Source organism: Serratia sp. ME47 (genome assembly GCF_903970925.1).
GTDB lineage: Bacteria > Pseudomonadota > Gammaproteobacteria > Enterobacterales > Enterobacteriaceae > Serratia > Serratia ureilytica.
This window is the reverse complement of sequence record NZ_CAJCKE010000003.1, coordinates 92,603-112,103: the sequence shown is the minus strand read 5'-3', so window position 1 is coordinate 112,103 and position 19,501 is coordinate 92,603. Positions and strand designations below refer to the sequence as shown.

Genomic DNA, 19,501 nt, shown 5'->3' with positions numbered 1-19,501 from the left:
AGCGCGGCGATTATCCAGTGATAGTGCTTCATCCAGAGGTGAAATCTTCGCATTTAGCACAATCAGGCCGGCTGCGGGTCTCCACGCTTTTTGTATGGATTTTAATCACCGAGTCGCCGTTTTTTGCGCCAACCGCCGCGCCGGGGTATTCACCGCCAGCCCTCCGGCCACCAACAGCGCTATCACCGCCACATACAGCGCCGGTTCCAGCCGATGGGTCAAGGCGGTCGACAGCGCCGACAGCATCGGCCCAACCAGCTGGCCGATCGCATAACCGGTGGTCAGCAATCCGGCCATGTAACGCGCATGGCGCGGCGCCAGTTCACGGCCGTGCTGAAGGGCGAGCTGCACCACACAGAGGAAACCGCCGCCGGTCAGCAACGCCCCGAGCGCCAGGCCGGCCACGCCCGGCACCACTTCGGCGCTCAGTACGCCCAACGCCTGTATCCACAGCGTGATCGCCAACCGGGTTTGAGTGGTCAGCCGATGGCGGGTCACAATGCCGATAACGATCCCCAACACCGCCGCGCCGCCGAACACCGGCCAGACGAACTGCGCGAACAGGCTGTCGGGAAAACGCGCCGCCGCCATCTGCGACAAGAAGGTCGCCGGCAGGATATAGCCGAAGCCGGCCAGGCTGTAGCTCCACACCAGACGCTTGAGCGCCGGCGTCAGCAGCAGCGGCTCCGGGGCCACGTCCGGGCGATGCAGCTCGCCGCTGCGCGGCAGAAAGGCGCTAATCCCCCCGACCAGCACCAGCGCCAGCCCGCCATACACCAGCCAGGCCTGCGCCGCCGTCAGCCCCAGCGCGTTGATGCCCACCGCCAGCATGCCGCTGAGGAAGATGCCGGCGCCCGGCCCGGCGAACACCGCCGCGCTCAGCGCCGGCCGGCCGTAGTGCGCCAACCGCTCGTTGGTCCAGGCCGCCACCAGCACCATCGCCCAGCCGCTGGCCCAGCCGATGACGAAGCGCAGCGCGCCGTGGGTCCATTCATCCTGCGCCAACGCCGACAGCAGCGTCAGCGCCATCGCGCCCCATACGCCCAGCCACAGGCGCCGCTCGACGTGGCGCGTGGCGCGCATCGCGTCGTAGGCGCCGCACAGGTATCCCAAATAGTTGATCGCCGCCACCAGCCCGGCGCCGGTCAGGCTGAACTGGTGGTCAGCGATCATCAGCGGCACCTGAGGGGTGAAAGCGAAGCGGCCAATGCCCATCGCCACGATCAGCGCGGCAAACCCGCTCAAGGCAATACGTAAAGCCATACCGGTATCCAAAAGGTTAAAAGAAAGTTGCCAGTATCATGCCGCAGTATTAAACTCACAAAAACTGAATAATAGTCATCAAGTTCATCACGAAACGAGAACATTATGGATCTGACCCAGCTTCGCATGTTCTGCTGCGTAGCGGAAACCGGCTCGGTCGCCCGCGCCGCCGAGCAGCTGCACCGCGTGCCGTCGAATCTGACCACCCGGCTGCGCCAGCTCGAGCAGGAGCTGGGCGCCGATCTGTTTATCCGCGAAAAACAGCGCCTGCGCCTGTCGCCGATGGGCCATAACTTTCTGTGCTACGCCAATCGCATCCTGGCGCTGAGCGACGAGGCGATGAGCATCACCCATGCCGGCGAACCGGCGGGCAACTTTGCTCTCGGCTCGATGGAGAGCACCGCCGCCACCCGCCTGCCCTCGCTGCTGGCAGCTTACCACCAGCGTTTCTCGCAGGTGTCTCTGTCGCTGACTACCGGCACCTCCGGCGAAATCGCCGATCGGGTGCGCGCCGGCACGCTGGCGGCAGCGCTGGTCGACGGTCCGGTGCCCTATGACGAGCTGAACGGCTGCATCGCCTATCCTGAACATATGGTGGTGATCTCCTGTCTCGATCACGCGCCGATCCACAGCGCCAAAGACGCCAACGGCGAAACGCTGTTCGCCTTTCGCGCCAGCTGTTCCTACCGCCTGCGGCTGGAGGCCTGGTTCAAGCGCGAAGGCGCACGGCCGGGGCAGATCATGGAGATCCAGTCCTATCACGCCATGCTGGCCTGCGTCGCCAGCGGCGCCGGGCTGGCGATGATCCCGCATTCGGTGCTCAGCCTGCTGCCGGGCCATGAGCGGGTTCGGGTTCACACCCTGCCGCCGGACGTGGCCGACACCGCCACCTGGCTGCTGTGGCGCCGCGACGCGTTCGGGCCGAACGTGCGCGCGCTGAAAGAATTGATTATTGAACAGACGGAAACCGCCGCTGTTGATGAAAACACCCCCAACGATTTATCAGACGTTGTCGATATCGCCTGATTTAAAAAGAAAACCACTGAGGAGACTATGATGGAGATGATCAAAACCCGCGCCGCCGTTGCCTGGGGCCCGAACCAGCCGCTGAAGATCGAAGAAGTCGAGCTGATGCCACCGCAAAAAGGCGAAGTGCTGGTGCGGATCGTCGCCACCGGCGTTTGTCACACCGACGCCTACACCTTGTCCGGCAAAGATCCGGAAGGCGTGTTCCCGGCGATCCTCGGCCACGAGGGCGGCGGCGTGGTGGAAGCGGTCGGTGAAGGCGTCACCAGCGTGGCGGTCGGCGATCACGTGATCCCGCTCTACACCCCGGAGTGCGGCGAGTGCAAATTCTGTAAATCCGGTAAGACCAACCTGTGCCAGGCGATCCGCGCCACCCAGGGCAAAGGCCTGATGCCGGACGGCACCACCCGCTTCTTCAAGGACGGCAAACCGATCTTCCACTACATGGGCACCTCCACCTTCTCCGAATACACCGTGGTGCCGGAGATTTCACTGGCGAAAATCAACAAGGAAGCGCCGCTGGAAGAAGTGTGCCTGCTGGGCTGTGGCGTCACCACCGGCATGGGCGCGGTGATGAACACCGCCAAAGTGCAGCCGGGCGACACCGTGGCGATCTTCGGCCTGGGCGGCATCGGCCTGTCGGCGATCATCGGCGCGCAAATGGCCGGCGCGGGCCGCATCATCGGCATCGACATCAACACCAGCAAGTTCGATCTGGCGCGCAAGCTGGGCGCTACCGATCTGATCAACCCGAAAGACTATGACAAACCGATTCAGGAGGTGATCGTCGAGCTGACCGACGGCGGCGTCGACTTCTCCTTCGAGTGCATCGGCAACGTCAACGTGATGCGTTCCGCGCTGGAATGCTGCCACAAGGGCTGGGGGGAATCGGTGATCATCGGCGTCGCGGGCGCCGGCGAAGAGATCTCGACCCGGCCGTTCCAGCTGGTCACCGGCCGCGTCTGGCGCGGCTCGGCATTCGGCGGCGTCAAGGGCCGTTCGCAGCTGCCGGGCATCGTCGAGCGCTATCTGGACGGCGAATTCGCGCTGAACGACTTTATCACCCACACCATGGGGCTGGAGCAGATCAACGAAGCGTTCGATTTGATGCACGAAGGCAAATCGATCCGTTCCGTCATCCACTTCGACCAATAAGCCAGGAGGCAGAGATGACGTTGTCATTGGAACTTCTCGAAGAGCACCGCATGTTCGGCGGCTGGCAACAGCGTTATCGCCACGCGGCGCAGAGCCTGAATTGCAACATGACATTCAGCATCTACCTGCCGCCGCCGCGCGATGACAACCCGCCGCCGGTGCTGTACTGGCTGTCGGGGCTGACCTGCAACGACGAGAACTTCACGTTGAAAGCCGGCGCGCAGCGCATCGCCGCCGAGCTGGGCCTGGTGCTGGTGATGCCGGACACCAGCCCGCGTGGCGACGAGGTGCCGAACGACGAAGGCTACGACCTGGGCCAGGGCGCCGGGTTCTACCTGAACGCCACCCAGGCGCCGTGGGATCGTCACTTCCGCATGTACGACTACATCAGCGCCGAACTGCCGGCGCTGATCGAACAGCACTTCAGCGTCAGCGATCGTCAGTCGATCTTCGGCCACTCGATGGGCGGCCACGGCGCGCTGATGATGGCGTTTCGCAATCCGCAGCGCTTCCGCTCGGTATCGGCCTTCGCGCCGATCGTCAACCCGTGCCAGGTGCCGTGGGGCCGCAAGGCATTCACCGCCTATCTGGGCAGCGACGAGAGCCAGTGGCTGCAGTACGACAGCTGCCATCTGCTGGCCAGCGGCGCGGAAAAAATGCCGGTCCTTATCGATCAGGGCGATGACGACCAGTTCCTGGCCGATCAGCTGCAGCCGGCGCGGCTGGCCGAACTGGCGCGCCAGCGCGACTGGCCGCTGACGCTGCGCATTCAGCCGGGGTACGATCACAGCTACTTCACCATCGCCACCTTCGTGGAAGATCACCTGCGTTTCCACGCCGAGCACCTGTTCCGCTGATAAAAAAATCCGGGCGGTTTAACCGCCCGGATTTCTTCAAAAGCCATCAATCAGAAAATCGATGGCGGCTTTAATTTGATTCCTGTGCTCATTGACATTACCAACGGCCTTCCCAATCTGCGAAATACGTACGGCAGCCATCTCATGCGTCATAACAAGAAACTTTTCGCCGTTGATCTCAATTTCCGGGCATAAACGTGCAGAAATTTTAACCCTGACGTTATCCAAAGCATAAAGAGGGATCACTAACCGGGTAGAGAGGACATCAATAAGATCGCTTTGAACGTCCAGTAAGTAGGGATAGGCTGATGCCGGATACGTATTGTCATATACGGTAAATTGCATATTTAAAATGTCCGATATTCATCAGACAACAAACCATTTTCTTCAGTGATACGATTAAGTTCTTCTAACGCCGCGCGATTTTGCTCGCGCCACTGTTGAATCTCAATATCCCTGACGCGGACGCTCAATGCGTCCGTCAATACGGATGACACATTGACGCCCAGGGATTTTGCGCGCTGGAAAAGATCGCGATCGATGGTTACGTTGACTGTCTTTTTCGTCACATTGTTATTTGCCATATCCATTCCCCATCCCTGTAATATACACGGGTTAAATTTTCATCAATTATACTCATAAAACAGGGGTATGCCAATTCAGCGATGCCCTCACCCCTTCAGTTTCGGATCGAGCGCGTCGCGCAATCCGTCGCCCAACAGGTTGAACGCCAGCACGGTGATGAATATCGCCAGGCTGGGGAAGATCGCCACGTGCGGCGCGATCACCATATCGGCGCGCGCTTCGTTGAGCATCGCCCCCCACTCCGGCGTCGGCGGCTGGGCGCCCAGCCCCAAAAACGACAGGCTGGCGGCGGTGATGATCGAGGTGCCGATGCGCAGGGTGAAATAGACCACGATCGAAGACAGGGTGCCCGGCAGGATGTGCCGCAGGATGATGGTCCAGTCCGAGGCGCCGATGCTGCGCGCCGACTCGATATAGGTCAGGTGCTTCAGCACCAGCGTATTGCCGCGCACCAGGCGGGCGAAGGCCGGAATGCTGAAGATCGCCACCGCGACGATCACGTTGGCCATGCCGCTGCCCATGATCGCCACCACGCCGATCGCCAGCAAAATGCCGGGAAACGCGAACAGCACGTCGCAGACGCGCATGGTGAGGCGATCCCACCAGCCCTCATAGTAGCCGGCCAGCAGCCCCAGCAGGGTGCCGATCGCCCCACCCGCCAGCACCGAGAACACCCCGGCCGCCAGCGAAATACGCGTGCCCATCAGGATGCGGCTGAAGATATCGCGCCCGAGGGAATCTACGCCCAGCCAGTGCATCAGCGAAGGCCCCTCATTCAGCCGGTCGTAATCGAAGTAATTTTCCGCATCGAACGGCGCCAGATAAGGCGCCAGCAGCGCCGCCGCAATCAGCAGCAGCACCAACAGGCCGGCGACCAGCGCCGCCCGCTGGCGGCGAAAACGCCGCCAAAATTCGCCCCACGGCGTGCGTACCGCGTTAGGGTCGATAAGCGGCATCGCCTTCAATGCGGCGCTGCGCCGCCAATGCTTAATCATGCCGCGTCCTCATTGGTAACGAATCGCCGGGTTGATTGCCGCGTACAGCATATCCACCAGCAGGTTGATCAGGATGAACTCCAGCGAGAACAGCAGCACCTCGGCCTGGATCACCGGGTAATCGCGCATTTCCACCGAATCCACCAGCAAGCGCCCCAACCCCGGCCAGTTGAACACCTTCTCCACCACGATCGAACCGCCGAGCAGGAAGCCGAACTGCAGCCCCATCATGGTCACTACCGGGATCATCGCGTTGCGCAGGCCGTGTTTCATCACCACCACGCTTTCCCGTACGCCCTTGGCGCGCGCGGTGCGCATGTAGTCCTCCTGCAACACCTCGACGAACGAAGCGCGGGTGAAACGCGCCATCACCGCCGCCACCGCCGCCCCCAAGGTGATAGAAGGCAGAATGTAGTGCCGCCAGCTGTCGGCGCCCACCGTCGGCAGCCACCCCAGCTCGACCGAGAACACCTGCATCAGCAGCATGCCGAGCGCAAAGGCCGGGAACGAGATCCCCGATACCGCCAGCGTCATGCCGAGACGATCCGGCCAACGGTTACGCCACACCGCCGACACCACGCCGATCGCCAGGCCGAACGCCACCGCCCACAGCATGCTGGCGACGGTCAGCCAGAAGGTCGGCATAAAGCGCGAGGCGATCTCTTCGCTCACCGGGCGCTTGGACACCATCGAGATGCCGAAGTCGCCCCGCAGCGCGTTGACGAAAAAGTGCGCGAACTGCTGCGGCAGCGGCTTATCCAGCCCCAAATCCTTGCGCACCAGCTGCACCACCGCCTCGTCGGCCTCCGGCCCCGCCGCCAGCCGCGCCGGATCGCCTGGCAGCAGGTGGACGAACAGGAACACCAGCACCGCCACGATCAGCAGCGTCGGGATCAGGCCCAGCAGTCGTTTCAGAAAATAATTGAGCATCTCATTCCTTCCCCCGCCCGCCGCCGTCGGGCCGCAGGCGGGGATGGGCGCCTTATTTCAGATCGGCGTTATCAAAGTTGAACGAGGTATCCGGCATCACGTAGAAACCGCTCAGCTGTTTGCTGTTGGCCGACAACAAGCGTTCGGTCGCCAGGAAGATCCAGGGCGCGTCGGCCCAGATGCGATCCTGCGCGTCCTGATACAATTTCTGCTTCTCGGCGCGATCGGTGGTCGCCAGCGCGTCGGTCAGATCCTTGTCCACCTGCGGGTTGCTGTAGAACGCGGTGTTGAACTGCTTCGGCGGCGCCGCCTGGGTGGAGAACAGCGGCGACAGCGCCCAGTCCGCTTCCCCGGTCGAGGCCGACCAGCCGGTGTAGAACAGCCGCACGCCGGTGTCTTTCACCCCGATGCTCTCCACCTGCGCCGCGCGCTGCCCGGCGTCCATCGCCGTCACCGTCACTTTCACCCCCACCTGCGCCAGCTGCTGCTGGGTGAACTGCAGCACTTTCTGCGCGGTACTGTGGTTGTGGGACGACCACAGCGTGGTGGTGAAGCCGTTCGGGTAACCGGCCTCTTTCAGCAGCTCACGCGCCTTGGCCGGATCGTACGGCCACGGCTTGTAGCGGGCGGCGAAGTCGATGGCCGGCGGCACCGGCCCTTCCGCCGGCACCGCATAACCAGCGAACGCCACCTTGATCAGCGCGTCCTTGTTAATCGCGTAGTTCAGCGCCTGGCGCACCTTCGGGTTGTCGAACGGCTTTTGAGTGACGTTCATGCTGATGTAACGCTGCAGGATCGACGGGGCAGCCACCACGTCCAGCTTGGCGTTGCCCTCCAGCACCTTGGCCTGCTCGTAAGGGATCGGGAAGGCGAAGGTCGCCTCGCCGGTCTGCAGCATCGCCGCGCGGGTGTTGTTATCCACCACCGGGCGCCAGGTGATGCTGTCGAGCTTCGGCAGCCCCGGCTGCCAGTAGCCGTCGAACTTCTTCACCTTGACGAAATCGGTCTGGTTCCAGGTCACGAACTGATACGGCCCGGTGCCGACCGGATGGAAACCGATCTCCTTGCCGTATTGCTTCAGCGCCGCCGGGGAGATGATCGCCGCCGCCGGGTGCGCCAGATTGTTGACGAACGCCGAGAACGGCGCCTTCAGCACGATCTTCACCGTATTGGCGTCCACCGCCTCGGTTTTGTCGATCATCTTGAACAGGTTATAGCGCTTGAGGTGGCTGTCCGGGTTGCTGGCGCGATCGAGGTTGATCTTCACCGCTTCGGCGTTGAACGCGGTGCCGTCGTGGAATTTGATGCCCTGGCGCAGTTTGACGGTATAGGTCAAGCCGTCTTTGCTGACCTCATAGCTGTCCGCCAGCACGTTTACCAGCTTCATGTCCTTGTCGAAGCCGAACAGCCCCTGATAGAAAGACTTGGCCACCGCCTGCGACAGCGTGTCGTTGGCGTCGTAAGGATCGAGGGTGGTGAAGTTGGAGGCCACGGCGATCACCGCGTCCTTCGCCGCCCAGACCGGGCCGGTTCCCGCCGCCAGCAGTACGGCGGCCAACAGCGCATTGCGTTTGAATGTGTGCTTCATGTCGCTTGTCTCTCCTGAGGTCTTTAAAAAGCACCGGCGATCGGGTGGCGGGCGACAAAGTGCCCGGCGCCAACCTGCACCAGCGGTGCGGTAACGGGTTCATCGCCCAGCGCGCGCACCGGGCTGGGGATCTCATCGGCCGGCAGCGGCTGCCGTTTGTGGGCGTGAGCGGGATCGGCCACCGGCACCGCCGCCATCAGCTTGCGGGTATAGGGGTGCTGCGGGTTGTCGAACACCGCCTGCCGCGGGCCGATCTCGACAATTTGCCCGAGGTACATCACCGCTACCCGATGGCTGATGCGCTCCACCACCGCCATGTCGTGTGAAATAAACAGAAAAGCGATGCCGAACTCGCGCTGCAGATCGAGCAGCAGATTGACGATCTGCGCCTGAATCGACACGTCCAGCGCCGAGACCGCCTCGTCGGCGATCACCACTTTCGGGTTCAGCGCCAGCGCGCGCGCGATGCAGATGCGCTGGCGCTGACCGCCGGAAAATTCGTGCGGATAGCGGCGCGCGTGTTCCGGCTGCAGACCGACGCGTTCCAGCAGCCAGGCCACCCGCCTTTCCGCCTCACGGCCGCGCATTACGTTGTGCACCAGCAGCGGCTCCATGATGGAGAAACCGACCGTCAGGCGCGGATCGAGCGAGGCGTAAGGATCTTGAAAGATGAACTGAATATCGCGCCGCAGGTGCTGCAGCGCCGGCCCCTTCAACCGATCGATTCGCCGCCCGGCGAAGGTGATGGTGCCGCTCTGGCTGTCCACCAGCTTCAGCAAAGAACGCCCGGTGGTGGACTTGCCGCAGCCGGACTCGCCCACCAGCCCCAGCGTCTCGCCGGGGTAAAGATCGAAGCTGACGTTTTCCACCGCATGTACCCGGCGAGTGATCCGATTGAACAGCCCGCCGCGCAGATCAAAACGCGTGACCAGATGCTCCACCCGCAGGATCGGCGCGGCGTCTGGCGGCACGGTATCCTGCGGCGCGGCATCGCCCTCGCCATCCGGCAGCGGAAACTTTGCCGGCAGCGGCCGATCGGCCATCGCCCCCAGCTTCGGCACCGCCGCCAGCAGCGCCCGGGTATAGGCCTGTTGCGGCGCGGCGAACAGCTCGCGCACCCGATTTTGTTCCACCTGCTCACCGCGGCGCATCACCAACACCCGATCAGCGATCTCCGCCACCACGCCCATGTCATGAGTGATGAAGATCACCCCCATCTGCATCTCCTGTTGCAGCACGCGGATCAGCTGCAGGATCTGCGCCTGAATGGTGACGTCGAGGGCGGTGGTGGGCTCATCGGCAATCAACAGCGCCGGCTTGCAGGAGAGCGCCATGGCGATCATCACCCGCTGGCGCATACCGCCGGAGAGCTGGTGCGGGTAGCGCCCCAACACCTCTTTAGCCTCCGGAATACGCACCAGATCGAGCATGCGCAGCGCCTCCTGGCGCGCGCTGCGGTGGTCCATGCCCTGATGCAAACGCAGCGATTCGGCGATCTGCTCGCCGACCGGAAATACCGGGTTGAGCGAGGTCATCGGCTCCTGGAAGATCATCGCCATGTCGGCGCCGCGCACCGTACGCAGCGTGCGCTGCGAGGCGTGCGCCAGATCGAGCAACGCGCCGTCGCGCCGGCGCAACGTCATGGCGCCGCCGACGATGCGCCCGCCGCCCTGCTCCACCAGACGCATCAGCCCCAGCGAAGTGACCGATTTGCCGGAGCCGGACTCGCCGACGATCGCCAGCGTCTCGCCGCGATCGAGATCGAACGACAGGTTGCGCACCGCGTCTACGGCGCCGTCCGCTTGAGGAAAGCTGATGCTCAGATCGCGCACCGTCAGCACCCGCTGCGGCGGCAATGACAGCCCGTCGCCGGCGGGCCGGAATGAAACGTCGGTCATACACCCTCCCGGTGAACGCTTAGCGATAAATCCCGACGGACGGCGCATCGCCGACATAGCCAAAACCGCGGTACATCCCCTCGCTGTTGAACGGCAGCGCGATATTGCCGTGGCGATCGACGGCGATCATGCCGCCGCTGCCGCCCAGCGCCGGCAGCTTCTCCATCACCACCCGATCGCTGGCCTCTTGCAGGCTGAGCCCGCCGTATTCGATCAGGGCGGAGACGTCATAGGCCGCCACGCCGCGCATGAAGATTTCGCCGGTGCCGGTGCTGGAGACCGCCACGGTGGCATTGTTGGCATAGCAACCGGCGCCGATGATCGGCGTGTCGCCCACCCGCCCGGCCTGCTTGTTGGTCATGCCGCCGGTGGAAGTGGCGGCGGCGAGGTTGCCCAGCGCATCCAGCGCCACCGCACCGACGGTGCCGAATTTGCGATCGGGATCGAGCGGATCGCCGGCCTGCGCCGCGCCGTCGTGATCGAGCAATACCCGCCCCTGCTCCGCCTGGGCGCGGTGCAACTGATCAAAACGTTCTTGGGTAAAGAAGAAGTCGGGAGTAACCATTTCCAGGCCGTGGGCGGCGGCAAACTTCTCGGCGCCTTCGGCGGCAAACAGCACGTGTTCGCTGTTTTCCAGCACCGCGCGCGCCGCCAGCACCGGGTTGCGGACACGGCTGACGCCGGCGACAGCGCCGGCGTCGCAGGTGCGGCCGTCCATCACACAGGCGTCCAGTTCGTGGGTGCCCTGATGGGTAAACACCGAGCCTTTGCCGGCGTTGAACAACGGGCACTCTTCGAGCAGCCGCACCGCTTCGGTCACCGCGTCCAGCGCGCTGCCACCCTGTGCCAATATCGCCTGACCGGCGGCCACGATCTCGGACAGCGCCTGAATGTACTGCCGTTCCTTTTCCGCACTCAGCGCCGCCCGGGTAATTGCGCCCGCGCCGCCATGAATGGCAATCACTGGTTTGCTCATTTGCCTGACACCCTGTGTTAATCCCGCCGTAGCACAGCGAATAAGCTGAGCGCGGTATCATTATTATTCAGTCTTTTTTCGATGCTATTTAGCCCGACTGTGGAAGTACAGCATAACGTCCACGCCCCACTTTTAGCGTAGTCCGCTTAGACCGTTTCGCACCTTGAAATAGCTTATTGGAATAAAAACAGCAGGTTATAAAAAGCAGCAAACCGCTGAGAGTGCGGCTGGGATTATTGGTAATTTCGCGAGAGGAAATAGCGGCATGGGGTCATGAAATAAACGTTCACGCTGAATAATCATTATTTCGACGCCCGGCCTGCCGTTTTTTTCCCGGCCGGGCGAAGATACTCCGCGATTAAAAACCGGAACCGGGTTGCTGTAAAAAGGCCTCTTCTTCCGGCGTGCTGATGCGCCCCAATATCGCATTGCGATGCGGGTAACGGCCGAAACGATCGATGATCGCCTTATGACGCAGCTCGAACTCCAGCTGGTCGCCGTTATTGAGCTCGGTATACAACACCAGCGCCTGTTGGTGAATCAGCGGCGATTCCGAATGCATGAACGGCAGATAAAGGAAGCCGCGCTGCTCGCGGCTCAGCCGTTCGCACTCGCCGCTGCGGATCGCCTCCTGCGCCAGAATCAACGCCATGCCGTCGCAGGCGAACGACTGCGGCGTGCCGCGGAACAGGTTGCGGCTGAACTGATCGAGCACGATCACCTCCGCCAACCGCCCTTCGATGGTGTCGCGCCAGTGCGCCAGCTCCCCCGCCGCCGCCGCCCGCCAGATTTCGCCGAAACGGCTGTGCAGCAGACGATCGAAATCATCGTCCTTTTTGAACCACATCACCGGTTCGATCTCGTCGAACCAGAACTCGATAACCTGTTTATGCATCATGATTCTCCTCTGTTTTACGCAGTTTATACCCGATCGCCCCAGCGCCGCAGTGCGAAAGATGGCGGGCATAACCCGTTCTCCCCCCCGGCGTTCTCTGCCATAATACCCGCACTTTGTCGCTATCAATGCGCACCCTGATTACGGAGTTCCCCTTATGGATCATTGCCATACTTCCGATCTCATCTCCCTGGAGCAAGCGCTGGAAAAAATGCTCGGGCAGATCGCCCCGCTGCAACAGACCGAATCCGTCGCCCTGACCGCCGCCGCCGGCCGCATCACCGCCGCGCCGGTGGTCTCACCGCTCGACGTGCCGCCGTTCGCCAACTCGGCGATGGACGGCTATGCGGTGCGCCTCACCGATCTGGCGGCCAATGCGCCGTTGCCGGTCGCCGGGAAAGCCTTCGCCGGCGCGCCGTTCGACGGCCAATGGCCGGCCAACAGCTGCGTGCGCATCATGACCGGCGCGCCGATCCCGGCCGGGGCGGACGCCGTGGTCATGCAGGAACAGGCCGAAGTGAGCGACCAGGGCGTGCGTTTTACCGCGCCGGTAGAAGCCGGCCAGAATATCCGTTTGGCGGGTGAAGACATTCGCCAAGGCGCCAGCGTGTTGCCGGCCGGCGTGAAGCTGGGCGCCGCGCAGCTGCCGCTGCTGGCCTCGCTCGGGGTCGCCGAAGTGCAGGTGATGCGTAAGCTGAAGGTGGCGGTGTTCTCCACCGGCGACGAACTGCAGCCGGTCGGCCAGCCGCTGCAGGCGGGCCAGATCTATGATACCAACCGCTTCGCGGTACGCCTGATGCTGGAGCAGCTGGGCTGCGACGTACTCGATCTCGGCATTATCCGCGACGATCGCGATGCACTGCGCGCCGCCTTCGAACAAGCGGACAGCCAGGCCGATGTGGTGATCAGCAGCGGCGGCGTCTCGGTCGGCGAAGCCGACTACACCAAACAGATGCTCGACGAGCTGGGCCAGGTCAGCTTCTGGAAGCTGGCTATCAAACCCGGCAAACCGTTCGCCTTCGGCAAACTGGGCCACGCCTGGTTCTGCGGCCTGCCGGGCAACCCGGTTTCCGCCGCCCTGACCTTCTACCAACTGGTGCAACCGCTGCTGGCGAAGCTGGCCGGCCACAGCGACTGGCGCCTGCCGCCGCGCCTGCGCGCGCGGGCGCTGACGCCGCTGAAGAAATCGCCGGGCCGCCTCGATTTTCAGCGCGGCGTGTTCAGCAGCAACGCCGCGGGCGAACTGGAGGTGAGCACTACCGGCCACCAGGGCTCGCACGTCTTCAGCTCCTACAGCCAGGGCAACTGTTTCATCGTGCTGGAGCGCGAACGCGGTTCGGTGGCGGCGGGTGAAACGGTGGAGATCGAGCCGTTCAACGCCCTGCTGAGGAGCTGAACATGTTGCCGGAATTGACCGACGCCGAAGCGCTGCGCTACAACCGCCAGATCGTGCTGCGCGGCTTTGACTTCGACGGCCAGGAGAAGCTGAAGGCCGCCCGCGTGCTGATCGCCGGGCTGGGCGGGCTGGGCTGCGCCGCCGCGCCTTATCTGGCGGCGGCCGGCGTCGGCCATCTGGTGCTGGTGGATTTCGACACCGTCTCGCTCTCCAATCTGCAGCGCCAGATCCTGCACCGCGACGATCGCATCGGCCAGAGCAAAGTCGCCTCCGCCAGGCAGGAACTGAGCGCCATCAATCCACATATCCGCATCGACGCCATCGACGGCCGTCTGGAAGACGATGCGGTTGCGGCAGAGATCGCCGCCTGCGATCTGGTGCTGGACTGCACCGACAACGTGGCGGCGCGCGACGCGCTGAACCGCCTGTGCCACGCGCAGCGCAAACCGCTGGTTTCCGGCGCGGCGATCCGCATGGAGGGCCAGCTCAGCGTGTTCACCTATCAGCCGGGCGAGCCCTGCTACCGCTGCCTGAGCCGGTTGTTCGGCGACAGCGCCCTCACCTGCGTCGAAGCGGGCGTGATGGCGCCGCTGGTCGGCACTATCGGCACCCTGCAGGCGATGGAAGCCATCAAGCTGTTGGCTGACTATGGTCAACCGCTGCGCGGCAAGCTGTTGATGTTCGATGCGATGAGCATGCAGTTCCGCGAGATGAAACTGCCGAAGGATCCGCACTGCGAGGTGTGCGGCGGGGCGTGACGGATAAAAAAAGGGCGGGATAATTCCCGCCCTGATGCGTTGCCGCGAGGGTTACACGATGCCCTGGCTGCGCAGATAGTCTTCGTAGTTGCCGGTAAAGTCGATCACCTTGTTCGGGGTGATTTCCAGAATGCGTGTCGCCAGCGAGCTGACGAACTCACGGTCGTGGGAGACGAAGATCAGCGTGCCTTCGTACATCTCCAGCGCCATGTTCAGCGATTCGATGGATTCCATATCCAGGTGGTTGGTCGGTTCGTCCATCACCAGAATATTCGGGCGCTGCATCATCAGCTTGCCGAACAGCATGCGACCCTTCTCGCCACCGGACAGCACCTTCACTTTCTTCTTGATGTCGTCCTGGCTGAACAGCAGACGGCCCAGCACGCTGCGCACCGCCTGCTCGTCGTCTTTTTCCTGCTTCCACTGGCTCATCCAGTCGAACACGGTCAGGGTGTCGTCGAACTCGTATTCGTGATCCTGCGCGTAGTAACCGATACGGGCGTTTTCCGACCATTTCACGGTGCCGCTGTCCGGCTGCGCGTCGCCCACCAGCGTTTTCAGCAGGGTGGTTTTACCGATGCCGTTGGCGCCCAGCACCGCGACCTTCTCGCCCACTTCCACCATCAGGTTCAGCTTGCTGAACAGCGGGCCTTCATCGAAGCCCTTGGTGAGCGCTTCCACTTCCAGCGCGTTACGGAACAGCTTCTTGTCCTGCTCGAAGCGGATGAACGGGTTCTGGCGGCTGGAGGCTTTCACCTCTTCCAGTTGGATCTTGTCGATCTGACGAGCGCGCGAGGTGGCCTGCTTGGATTTGGAGGCGTTGGCGCTGAAGCGGCTGACGAACGATTGCAGCTCATTGATCTGCGCCTTCTTCTTGGCGTTGTCCGCCAGCAGACGCTCGCGCGCCTGGGTGGCGGCGGTCATGTATTCGTCGTAGTTGCCCGGGTAAACGCGCAGTTCGCCGTAGTCCAGATCCGCCATGTGGGTGCAGACCATGTTCAGGAAGTGACGGTCGTGCGAGATGATGATCATGGTGCTGTTGCGCTCGTTGAGCACGTTTTCCAGCCAGCGAATGGTGTCGATGTCCAGGTTGTTGGTCGGTTCGTCGAGCAGCAGGATTTCCGGATCGGAGAACAGCGCCTGCGCCAGCAACACGCGCAGCTTCCAGCCCGGCGCGATTTCGCTCATCGGGCCATAGTGCTGCTCAACCGGAATACCCACGCCAAGCAGGAGTTCGCCGGCGCGCGCTTCGGCGCTGTAGCCGTCCATTTCGCCGTAGGCCACTTCCAGATCGGCCACTTTATAGCCGTCTTCTTCGCTCATCTCCGCCAATGCGTAGATGCGGTCGCGCTCTTCCTTCACCGCCCACAGTTCGGTGTGGCCCATGATCACGGTATCCAGCACGCTGTACTGCTCAAAGGCGAACTGATCCTGACGCAGTTTACCGAGGCGCTCGTTCGGATCGAGGAACACGTTGCCGCCGCTCGGCGCCAGATCGCCGCCGAGGATTTTCATAAAGGTGGACTTGCCGCAGCCGTTGGCGCCGATCAGGCCGTAACGGTTGCCGCCGCCGAATTTGACAGAGATGTTTTCAAACAGCGGCTTACTGCCGAACTGCATGGTGATGTTGTTAGTGCTTAACACAGCGCTCGCTCTTTATACATAGGGAATGTGATTTGGCGCGCATTATGCCACAACGGGGTGCAGAGATCGCGGGAAGTTTCGGTGACATTTTGAGCGGCGCCTGCGGCATCCGATCCTTTTCGCAGGCGGCATAGCTGAATTAACGCGGCGGGAACTTCGCGGCAATCATCGCCGCCGTCGGCTGCACGCCGCCCAGGCTCCATTGTTCGGGCGCATGTTCATCGATTCGGACCCAAACCGACTGCCTGAACGCCGGATCGCCTCGCCCTTCTATCTCCACCAACAGTTCGGTAATGCGGGACAGCAATTCGCTTTTTTGCCGTTCATCCAGCATGCCTTTCACCGTTTGCACATTAACAAATGGCATTATACTCTCCTTGAATATAGTTAAGTCTAAAAACAAGACTTAGATTAGCGAAGGAAAATGCCCATGTCAAAATCTCCCGATCTCCCTACCGTTTCTCTTGCCCTGTGCGGGCTGGCGCAGGCCGCGGATCTGCTTGGCGATCGCTGGACGTTACTGATCCTGCGCGAGTCATTCTACGGCGTCCGCCGTTTTGAAGAGCTGCGCGAGAATATCGGCGCTTCACGCCAGGCGTTGAGCAACCGTCTGAATGCCATGGTAGAACAAGAACTGTTGGCCAAACGCGCTTACCGGGAGCCGGGCGAGCGCGAACGACATGAATATGTCTTGACGGACAAGGGGCGCAGCCTGGGGCCTATCCTGGTTGCGCTGATGGCATGGGGCCACCGGCATATTCTGCATAACAGCCCCCACGTTCAACTGGTGGATAAACGCAGCGGGCTGCCGGTGCAGCTGGCATTTATCGATGCGCAGGCGCACGTAGTGCCTGAAGACGCGCTGCAAATGTCGGCCGTTGAGCTCCCCCCGGCCTGACTTACCCATTCTGGTCTACGCTTGATACCAGACTGATTTAGGACAAGGATGCTGAACCATGCCACACCTCTATAACACCGCGCTGCTGATCGGCGCCGCGCTGAGCGCCATCGCCGCCCTGCTGCATATTTGGGTGATCGCCGCCGGGCCGCGCGGCTATCGGCTGTGCGGCGCCGGCGATCGCTTCATTAAGGCGGCGGAAGCGGGTAAAAAGTTCCCGGCCGTCGTCACCGCCGGCATCGCGCTGGTGCTGTTTATTTGGGCGCTGTACGCGCTGTCCGGCGCGGGCCTGATCGCACCGCTGCCGCTGCTGCGGCCCGCGCTGTTTATTATCACCTTTATCTACCTGCTGCGCGGCGTCGCCGGCCCTTTCGCCCTGCGCGATACCGGCCGCAGCCAACGCTTCATCGTCGTCAGCTCGCTGATTTGCCTCGGCTTCGGGCTGGTGCATCTGCTGGGGATGACGCAGCGCTGGAGTGCGTTGGCGTAACGCCCTGTTCCTGCAAGACGGCGATAAACGCCTGCGCGGCGGCGCTGCGGTAAGCGCCTTGGCGCTGCAGCAACACCGCCTGACGGGCCGGCATGGCGTTGGCCAGCGCCACCTTTTTCAACTGCCGGTTCTCGCGCGCAATCGCGGCCGGCAACAGCGTGGCGAGCTGCCCGTGCCGCACGATCTCGACGATGGCGCCCAGCGCATTGGCCTCCACCGCCACCTGCGGCCGAAACCCCAACTGCGTGCAGTAGCGATCGATAAACTGACGCGTGGCGAAGTCGCCGCTCAGCAAGGCCAGCGGCAGATGTCGCCACTCCGCCAGCGTCAGCGGCCGACGCCGCGCCGCCAGGGGATGTTCGGCGCCGACCATCAGCTCCAGCGTCTCGCTGAACAACGGCATCGCTTCCACGTCCGCCGACTGCGCCATCTCAAAGGCGATCCCCAGATCCAGCCGATCCTGCGCCAGCAGCGCCTCGATCCGCTCTTGCGCCATCTCCTCAATGCTCAGCGTAATCCCCGGGTAGCGGCGATAGAACGCATCGATCGTCGGCCCCACCAGATAGGCGGTGAACGTCGGGGTCATCGCCAGCCGCAAATGGCCGCGCGCCAGCGTCGCCACGTCATGGATCGCCCGCGCGCCGGCGTCCAGATCCTGCAGCGCCAGGCGCGCATAGCGCATCCAGGCCTCACCGGCGTCGGTCAGCTGCACCCTTCTGCCGCTGCGATCGAACAGCGGCGCTCCCAGCGCATCCTCCAGCTGTTTGATCTGTTGGGAGAGCGTCGGTTGCGAGACGTGCAGCGCTTCGGCGGCGCGGGTGAAATTGCCCTGTTCGGCAACGGCCAGAAAATATCGGATATGTCGCAGCAGCATAGCGCCCCAACTATTAGTAAAACCTATAGCCAGCATTATAAATGGGTCTTAGACCCTATAACCAGAAGCGTTCATCATGCCGTCATCGCTTACCTCCCAGGGAGAAAAACAATGAAAGAGGTGATTGAAGGCTTCCTGAAGTTTCAGCGCGAAGCCTTTGTTGAACGCACGGCGCTGTTTCAGCGGCTGGCGACCCGCCAAAACCCGCGCACGCTGTTTATCTCATGTTCCGACAGCCGCCTGGTGCCGGAGCTGGTCACCCAGCGCGAGCCGGGCGATCTGTTCGTTATCCGCAACGCCGGTAACATCGTGCCGTCTTTCGGCCCCGAACCCGGTGGGGTGACCGCCTCGGTCGAGTACGCCGTCGCCGCGCTGGGCGTGGAAGATATCGTGATCTGCGGCCATTCCGACTGCGGCGCGATGACCGCCATCGCCACCTGCCAGTGTCTGGATCACCTGCCGACGGTCGCCGGCTGGCTGCGTTACGCCGATTCCGCCAAGGCGGTCAATCAGGCTTATCCGCACGCCTGCGACGAAGCGCGGGTCGCTTCAATGGTGCGCGAGAACGTCATCGCCCAGCTCAACAACATCAAAACGCACCCTTCCGTCGCCCTGGCGCTGGATCAGGGCCGCCTGGCGTTGCACGGCTGGGTCTATGACATCGCCAGCGGCGCTATCGAGGCGCTGGACGGCGAAACCCGCCGCTTCGTGCCGCTCGCCACCCATCCCGAGGTGACCGCCACGCCGGCGATCGCCCGTTTTTAAGCCCACAAAAGGAGCCAACATGACACACTCTCTGCACAACACCGCCCCGCGCGAAGCGCTCACCGACACCATCATGGCCGCCAAGATCCGCCATAACCTGACGTTCGAAGCGCTGGCCGAAGGCACCGGTCTCAGTCTGGCGTTCGTCACCGCCGCCCTGCTGGGGCAGCATGCGCTACCGGAACCGGCGGCGCGCACGGTGGCGGCCAAGCTGGGGCTGGATGAAGAAGCGGTGCAGCTGCTGCAAACCATCCCGCTGCGCGGCAGCATTCCCGGCGGCGTGCCGACCGACCCGACCATTTATCGTTTCTATGAAATGCTGCAGGTCTACGGCTCCACGCTGAAAGCGCTGGTGCACGAGCAGTTTGGCGACGGCATTATCAGCGCCATCAACTTCAAGCTGGATATCAAGAAGGTGCCCGATCCGGACGGCGGCGAACGCGCGGTGATCACCCTGGACGGCAAATACCTGCCGACCAAGCCTTTCTGATTGGCCTTGCGCCGGCGG

At 62.8% G+C, this 19,501-nt stretch carries 21 protein-coding genes; 9 read left to right on the top strand and 12 right to left on the bottom strand.

Going from position 1 to position 19,501, the window contains the following annotated elements; translation table 11 throughout:
• Positions 1 to 105 precede the first annotated feature (105 nt).
• On the bottom strand, positions 106 to 1,263 hold the full coding sequence (locus H7A77_RS04530) for a YbfB/YjiJ family MFS transporter (protein ID WP_147837794.1): 1,158 nt from the start codon (positions 1,261 to 1,263) through the stop codon (positions 106 to 108).
• Between the two features lie 105 nt (positions 1,264 to 1,368).
• On the opposite strand from H7A77_RS04530, the gene H7A77_RS04525 reads away from it, so the two are divergent.
• The 3 genes from H7A77_RS04525 to fghA are packed head-to-tail and all read left to right on the top strand — an operon-like array spanning position 1,369 to position 4,301.
• A complete protein-coding gene (locus H7A77_RS04525; RefSeq protein ID WP_047572137.1) occupies positions 1,369 to 2,289 on the top strand; it encodes a LysR family transcriptional regulator in 921 nt (306 codons plus the stop codon).
• Between the two features lie 30 nt (positions 2,290 to 2,319).
• On the top strand, positions 2,320 to 3,444 hold the full coding sequence (locus H7A77_RS04520) for an S-(hydroxymethyl)glutathione dehydrogenase/class III alcohol dehydrogenase (RefSeq protein WP_038880962.1): 1,125 nt from the start codon (positions 2,320 to 2,322) through the stop codon (positions 3,442 to 3,444).
• 14 nt (positions 3,445 to 3,458) lie between these two features.
• Positions 3,459 to 4,301, top strand: coding sequence for an S-formylglutathione hydrolase (gene fghA / locus H7A77_RS04515; RefSeq protein WP_015377214.1), 843 nt, complete (start codon positions 3,459 to 3,461; stop codon positions 4,299 to 4,301).
• Between the two features lie 36 nt (positions 4,302 to 4,337).
• On the opposite strand, the gene H7A77_RS04510 is transcribed toward fghA, so the two are convergent.
• The 8 genes from H7A77_RS04510 to H7A77_RS04475 form a co-directional block, all read right to left on the bottom strand.
• Positions 4,338 to 4,646, bottom strand: coding sequence for a CcdB family protein (locus H7A77_RS04510; RefSeq protein WP_089191399.1), 309 nt, complete (start codon positions 4,644 to 4,646; stop codon positions 4,338 to 4,340).
• A gap of 2 nt (positions 4,647 to 4,648) precedes the next feature.
• Entirely contained in the window at positions 4,649 to 4,891 is a 243-nt protein-coding gene (locus H7A77_RS04505; RefSeq protein WP_078061989.1) for a type II toxin-antitoxin system CcdA family antitoxin, read from the bottom strand.
• An 81-nt stretch (positions 4,892 to 4,972) separates the two neighbouring features.
• The gene (gsiD, locus tag H7A77_RS04500; protein WP_015377211.1) at positions 4,973 to 5,881 is read right to left on the bottom strand and encodes a glutathione ABC transporter permease GsiD; all 909 of its coding nucleotides are present in this window, start codon (positions 5,879 to 5,881) and stop codon (positions 4,973 to 4,975) included.
• Between the two features lie 9 nt (positions 5,882 to 5,890).
• The gene (gene gsiC, locus H7A77_RS04495) at positions 5,891 to 6,811 is read right to left on the bottom strand and encodes a glutathione ABC transporter permease GsiC (protein WP_025302141.1); all 921 of its coding nucleotides are present in this window, start codon (positions 6,809 to 6,811) and stop codon (positions 5,891 to 5,893) included.
• A 52-nt stretch (positions 6,812 to 6,863) separates the two neighbouring features.
• The gene (gene gsiB, locus H7A77_RS04490) at positions 6,864 to 8,399 is read right to left on the bottom strand and encodes a glutathione ABC transporter substrate-binding protein GsiB (protein ID WP_182073871.1); all 1,536 of its coding nucleotides are present in this window, start codon (positions 8,397 to 8,399) and stop codon (positions 6,864 to 6,866) included.
• Positions 8,400 to 8,422: 23 nt separating this feature from the next.
• Positions 8,423 to 10,297, bottom strand: a complete 1,875-nt coding sequence (locus tag H7A77_RS04485) for a dipeptide ABC transporter ATP-binding protein (RefSeq protein ID WP_182073870.1) — start codon at positions 10,295 to 10,297, stop codon at positions 8,423 to 8,425.
• 19 nt (positions 10,298 to 10,316) lie between these two features.
• Complete coding sequence (locus H7A77_RS04480) at positions 10,317 to 11,273, bottom strand: isoaspartyl peptidase/L-asparaginase family protein (protein WP_072628027.1); 957 nt, start codon at positions 11,271 to 11,273, stop codon at positions 10,317 to 10,319.
• 358 nt (positions 11,274 to 11,631) lie between these two features.
• Positions 11,632 to 12,168: a DUF924 family protein gene (locus tag H7A77_RS04475; protein WP_033650589.1), complete on the bottom strand. Its 537-nt coding sequence runs from the start codon at positions 12,166 to 12,168 to the stop codon at positions 11,632 to 11,634.
• A 157-nt stretch (positions 12,169 to 12,325) separates the two neighbouring features.
• On the opposite strand from H7A77_RS04475, the gene moeA reads away from it, so the two are divergent.
• Entirely contained in the window at positions 12,326 to 13,564 is a 1,239-nt protein-coding gene (gene moeA / locus H7A77_RS04470) for a molybdopterin molybdotransferase MoeA (RefSeq protein WP_089191395.1), read from the top strand.
• 2 nt (positions 13,565 to 13,566) lie between these two features.
• Positions 13,567 to 14,322 (top strand): molybdopterin-synthase adenylyltransferase MoeB, encoded by a 756-nt coding sequence (gene moeB, locus H7A77_RS04465; RefSeq protein WP_089191394.1) that lies wholly within the window; start codon positions 13,567 to 13,569, stop codon positions 14,320 to 14,322.
• Between the two features lie 51 nt (positions 14,323 to 14,373).
• Here moeB and H7A77_RS04460 read toward each other — a convergent pair whose 3' ends face one another.
• Both H7A77_RS04460 and H7A77_RS04455 read right to left on the bottom strand, forming a co-directional pair.
• Complete coding sequence (locus H7A77_RS04460) at positions 14,374 to 15,966, bottom strand: ABC-F family ATPase (RefSeq protein WP_033642430.1); 1,593 nt, start codon at positions 15,964 to 15,966, stop codon at positions 14,374 to 14,376.
• A gap of 139 nt (positions 15,967 to 16,105) precedes the next feature.
• Positions 16,106 to 16,333: a tautomerase family protein gene (locus tag H7A77_RS04455; protein ID WP_033650586.1), complete on the bottom strand. Its 228-nt coding sequence runs from the start codon at positions 16,331 to 16,333 to the stop codon at positions 16,106 to 16,108.
• A 63-nt stretch (positions 16,334 to 16,396) separates the two neighbouring features.
• Here H7A77_RS04455 and H7A77_RS04450 point away from each other — a divergent pair, with 63 nt between their 5' ends.
• Both H7A77_RS04450 and H7A77_RS04445 read left to right on the top strand, forming a co-directional pair.
• Positions 16,397 to 16,864, top strand: a complete 468-nt coding sequence (locus tag H7A77_RS04450; RefSeq protein ID WP_182073869.1) for a helix-turn-helix domain-containing protein — start codon at positions 16,397 to 16,399, stop codon at positions 16,862 to 16,864.
• A gap of 58 nt (positions 16,865 to 16,922) precedes the next feature.
• Positions 16,923 to 17,354 carry a hypothetical protein gene (locus tag H7A77_RS04445; protein ID WP_019454439.1) on the top strand — a complete coding sequence of 144 codons (432 nt, stop codon included), beginning with the start codon at positions 16,923 to 16,925 and terminating at the stop codon, positions 17,352 to 17,354.
• Here the strand turns inward: H7A77_RS04445 and cynR are convergent.
• A complete protein-coding gene (cynR, locus tag H7A77_RS04440; RefSeq protein WP_182073868.1) occupies positions 17,278 to 18,228 on the bottom strand; it encodes a transcriptional regulator CynR in 951 nt (316 codons plus the stop codon). The two genes, H7A77_RS04445 and cynR, sit on opposite strands and share 77 nt — an antisense overlap.
• A gap of 111 nt (positions 18,229 to 18,339) precedes the next feature.
• On the opposite strand from cynR, the gene H7A77_RS04435 reads away from it, so the two are divergent.
• Together H7A77_RS04435 and cynS are read left to right on the top strand one after the other, a co-directional pair.
• Positions 18,340 to 18,993: a carbonic anhydrase gene (locus H7A77_RS04435; RefSeq protein WP_033642426.1), complete on the top strand. Its 654-nt coding sequence runs from the start codon at positions 18,340 to 18,342 to the stop codon at positions 18,991 to 18,993.
• Between the two features lie 19 nt (positions 18,994 to 19,012).
• Positions 19,013 to 19,483 carry a cyanase gene (gene cynS, locus H7A77_RS04430; RefSeq protein WP_072628039.1) on the top strand — a complete coding sequence of 157 codons (471 nt, stop codon included), beginning with the start codon at positions 19,013 to 19,015 and terminating at the stop codon, positions 19,481 to 19,483.
• Positions 19,484 to 19,501 lie beyond the last annotated feature (18 nt).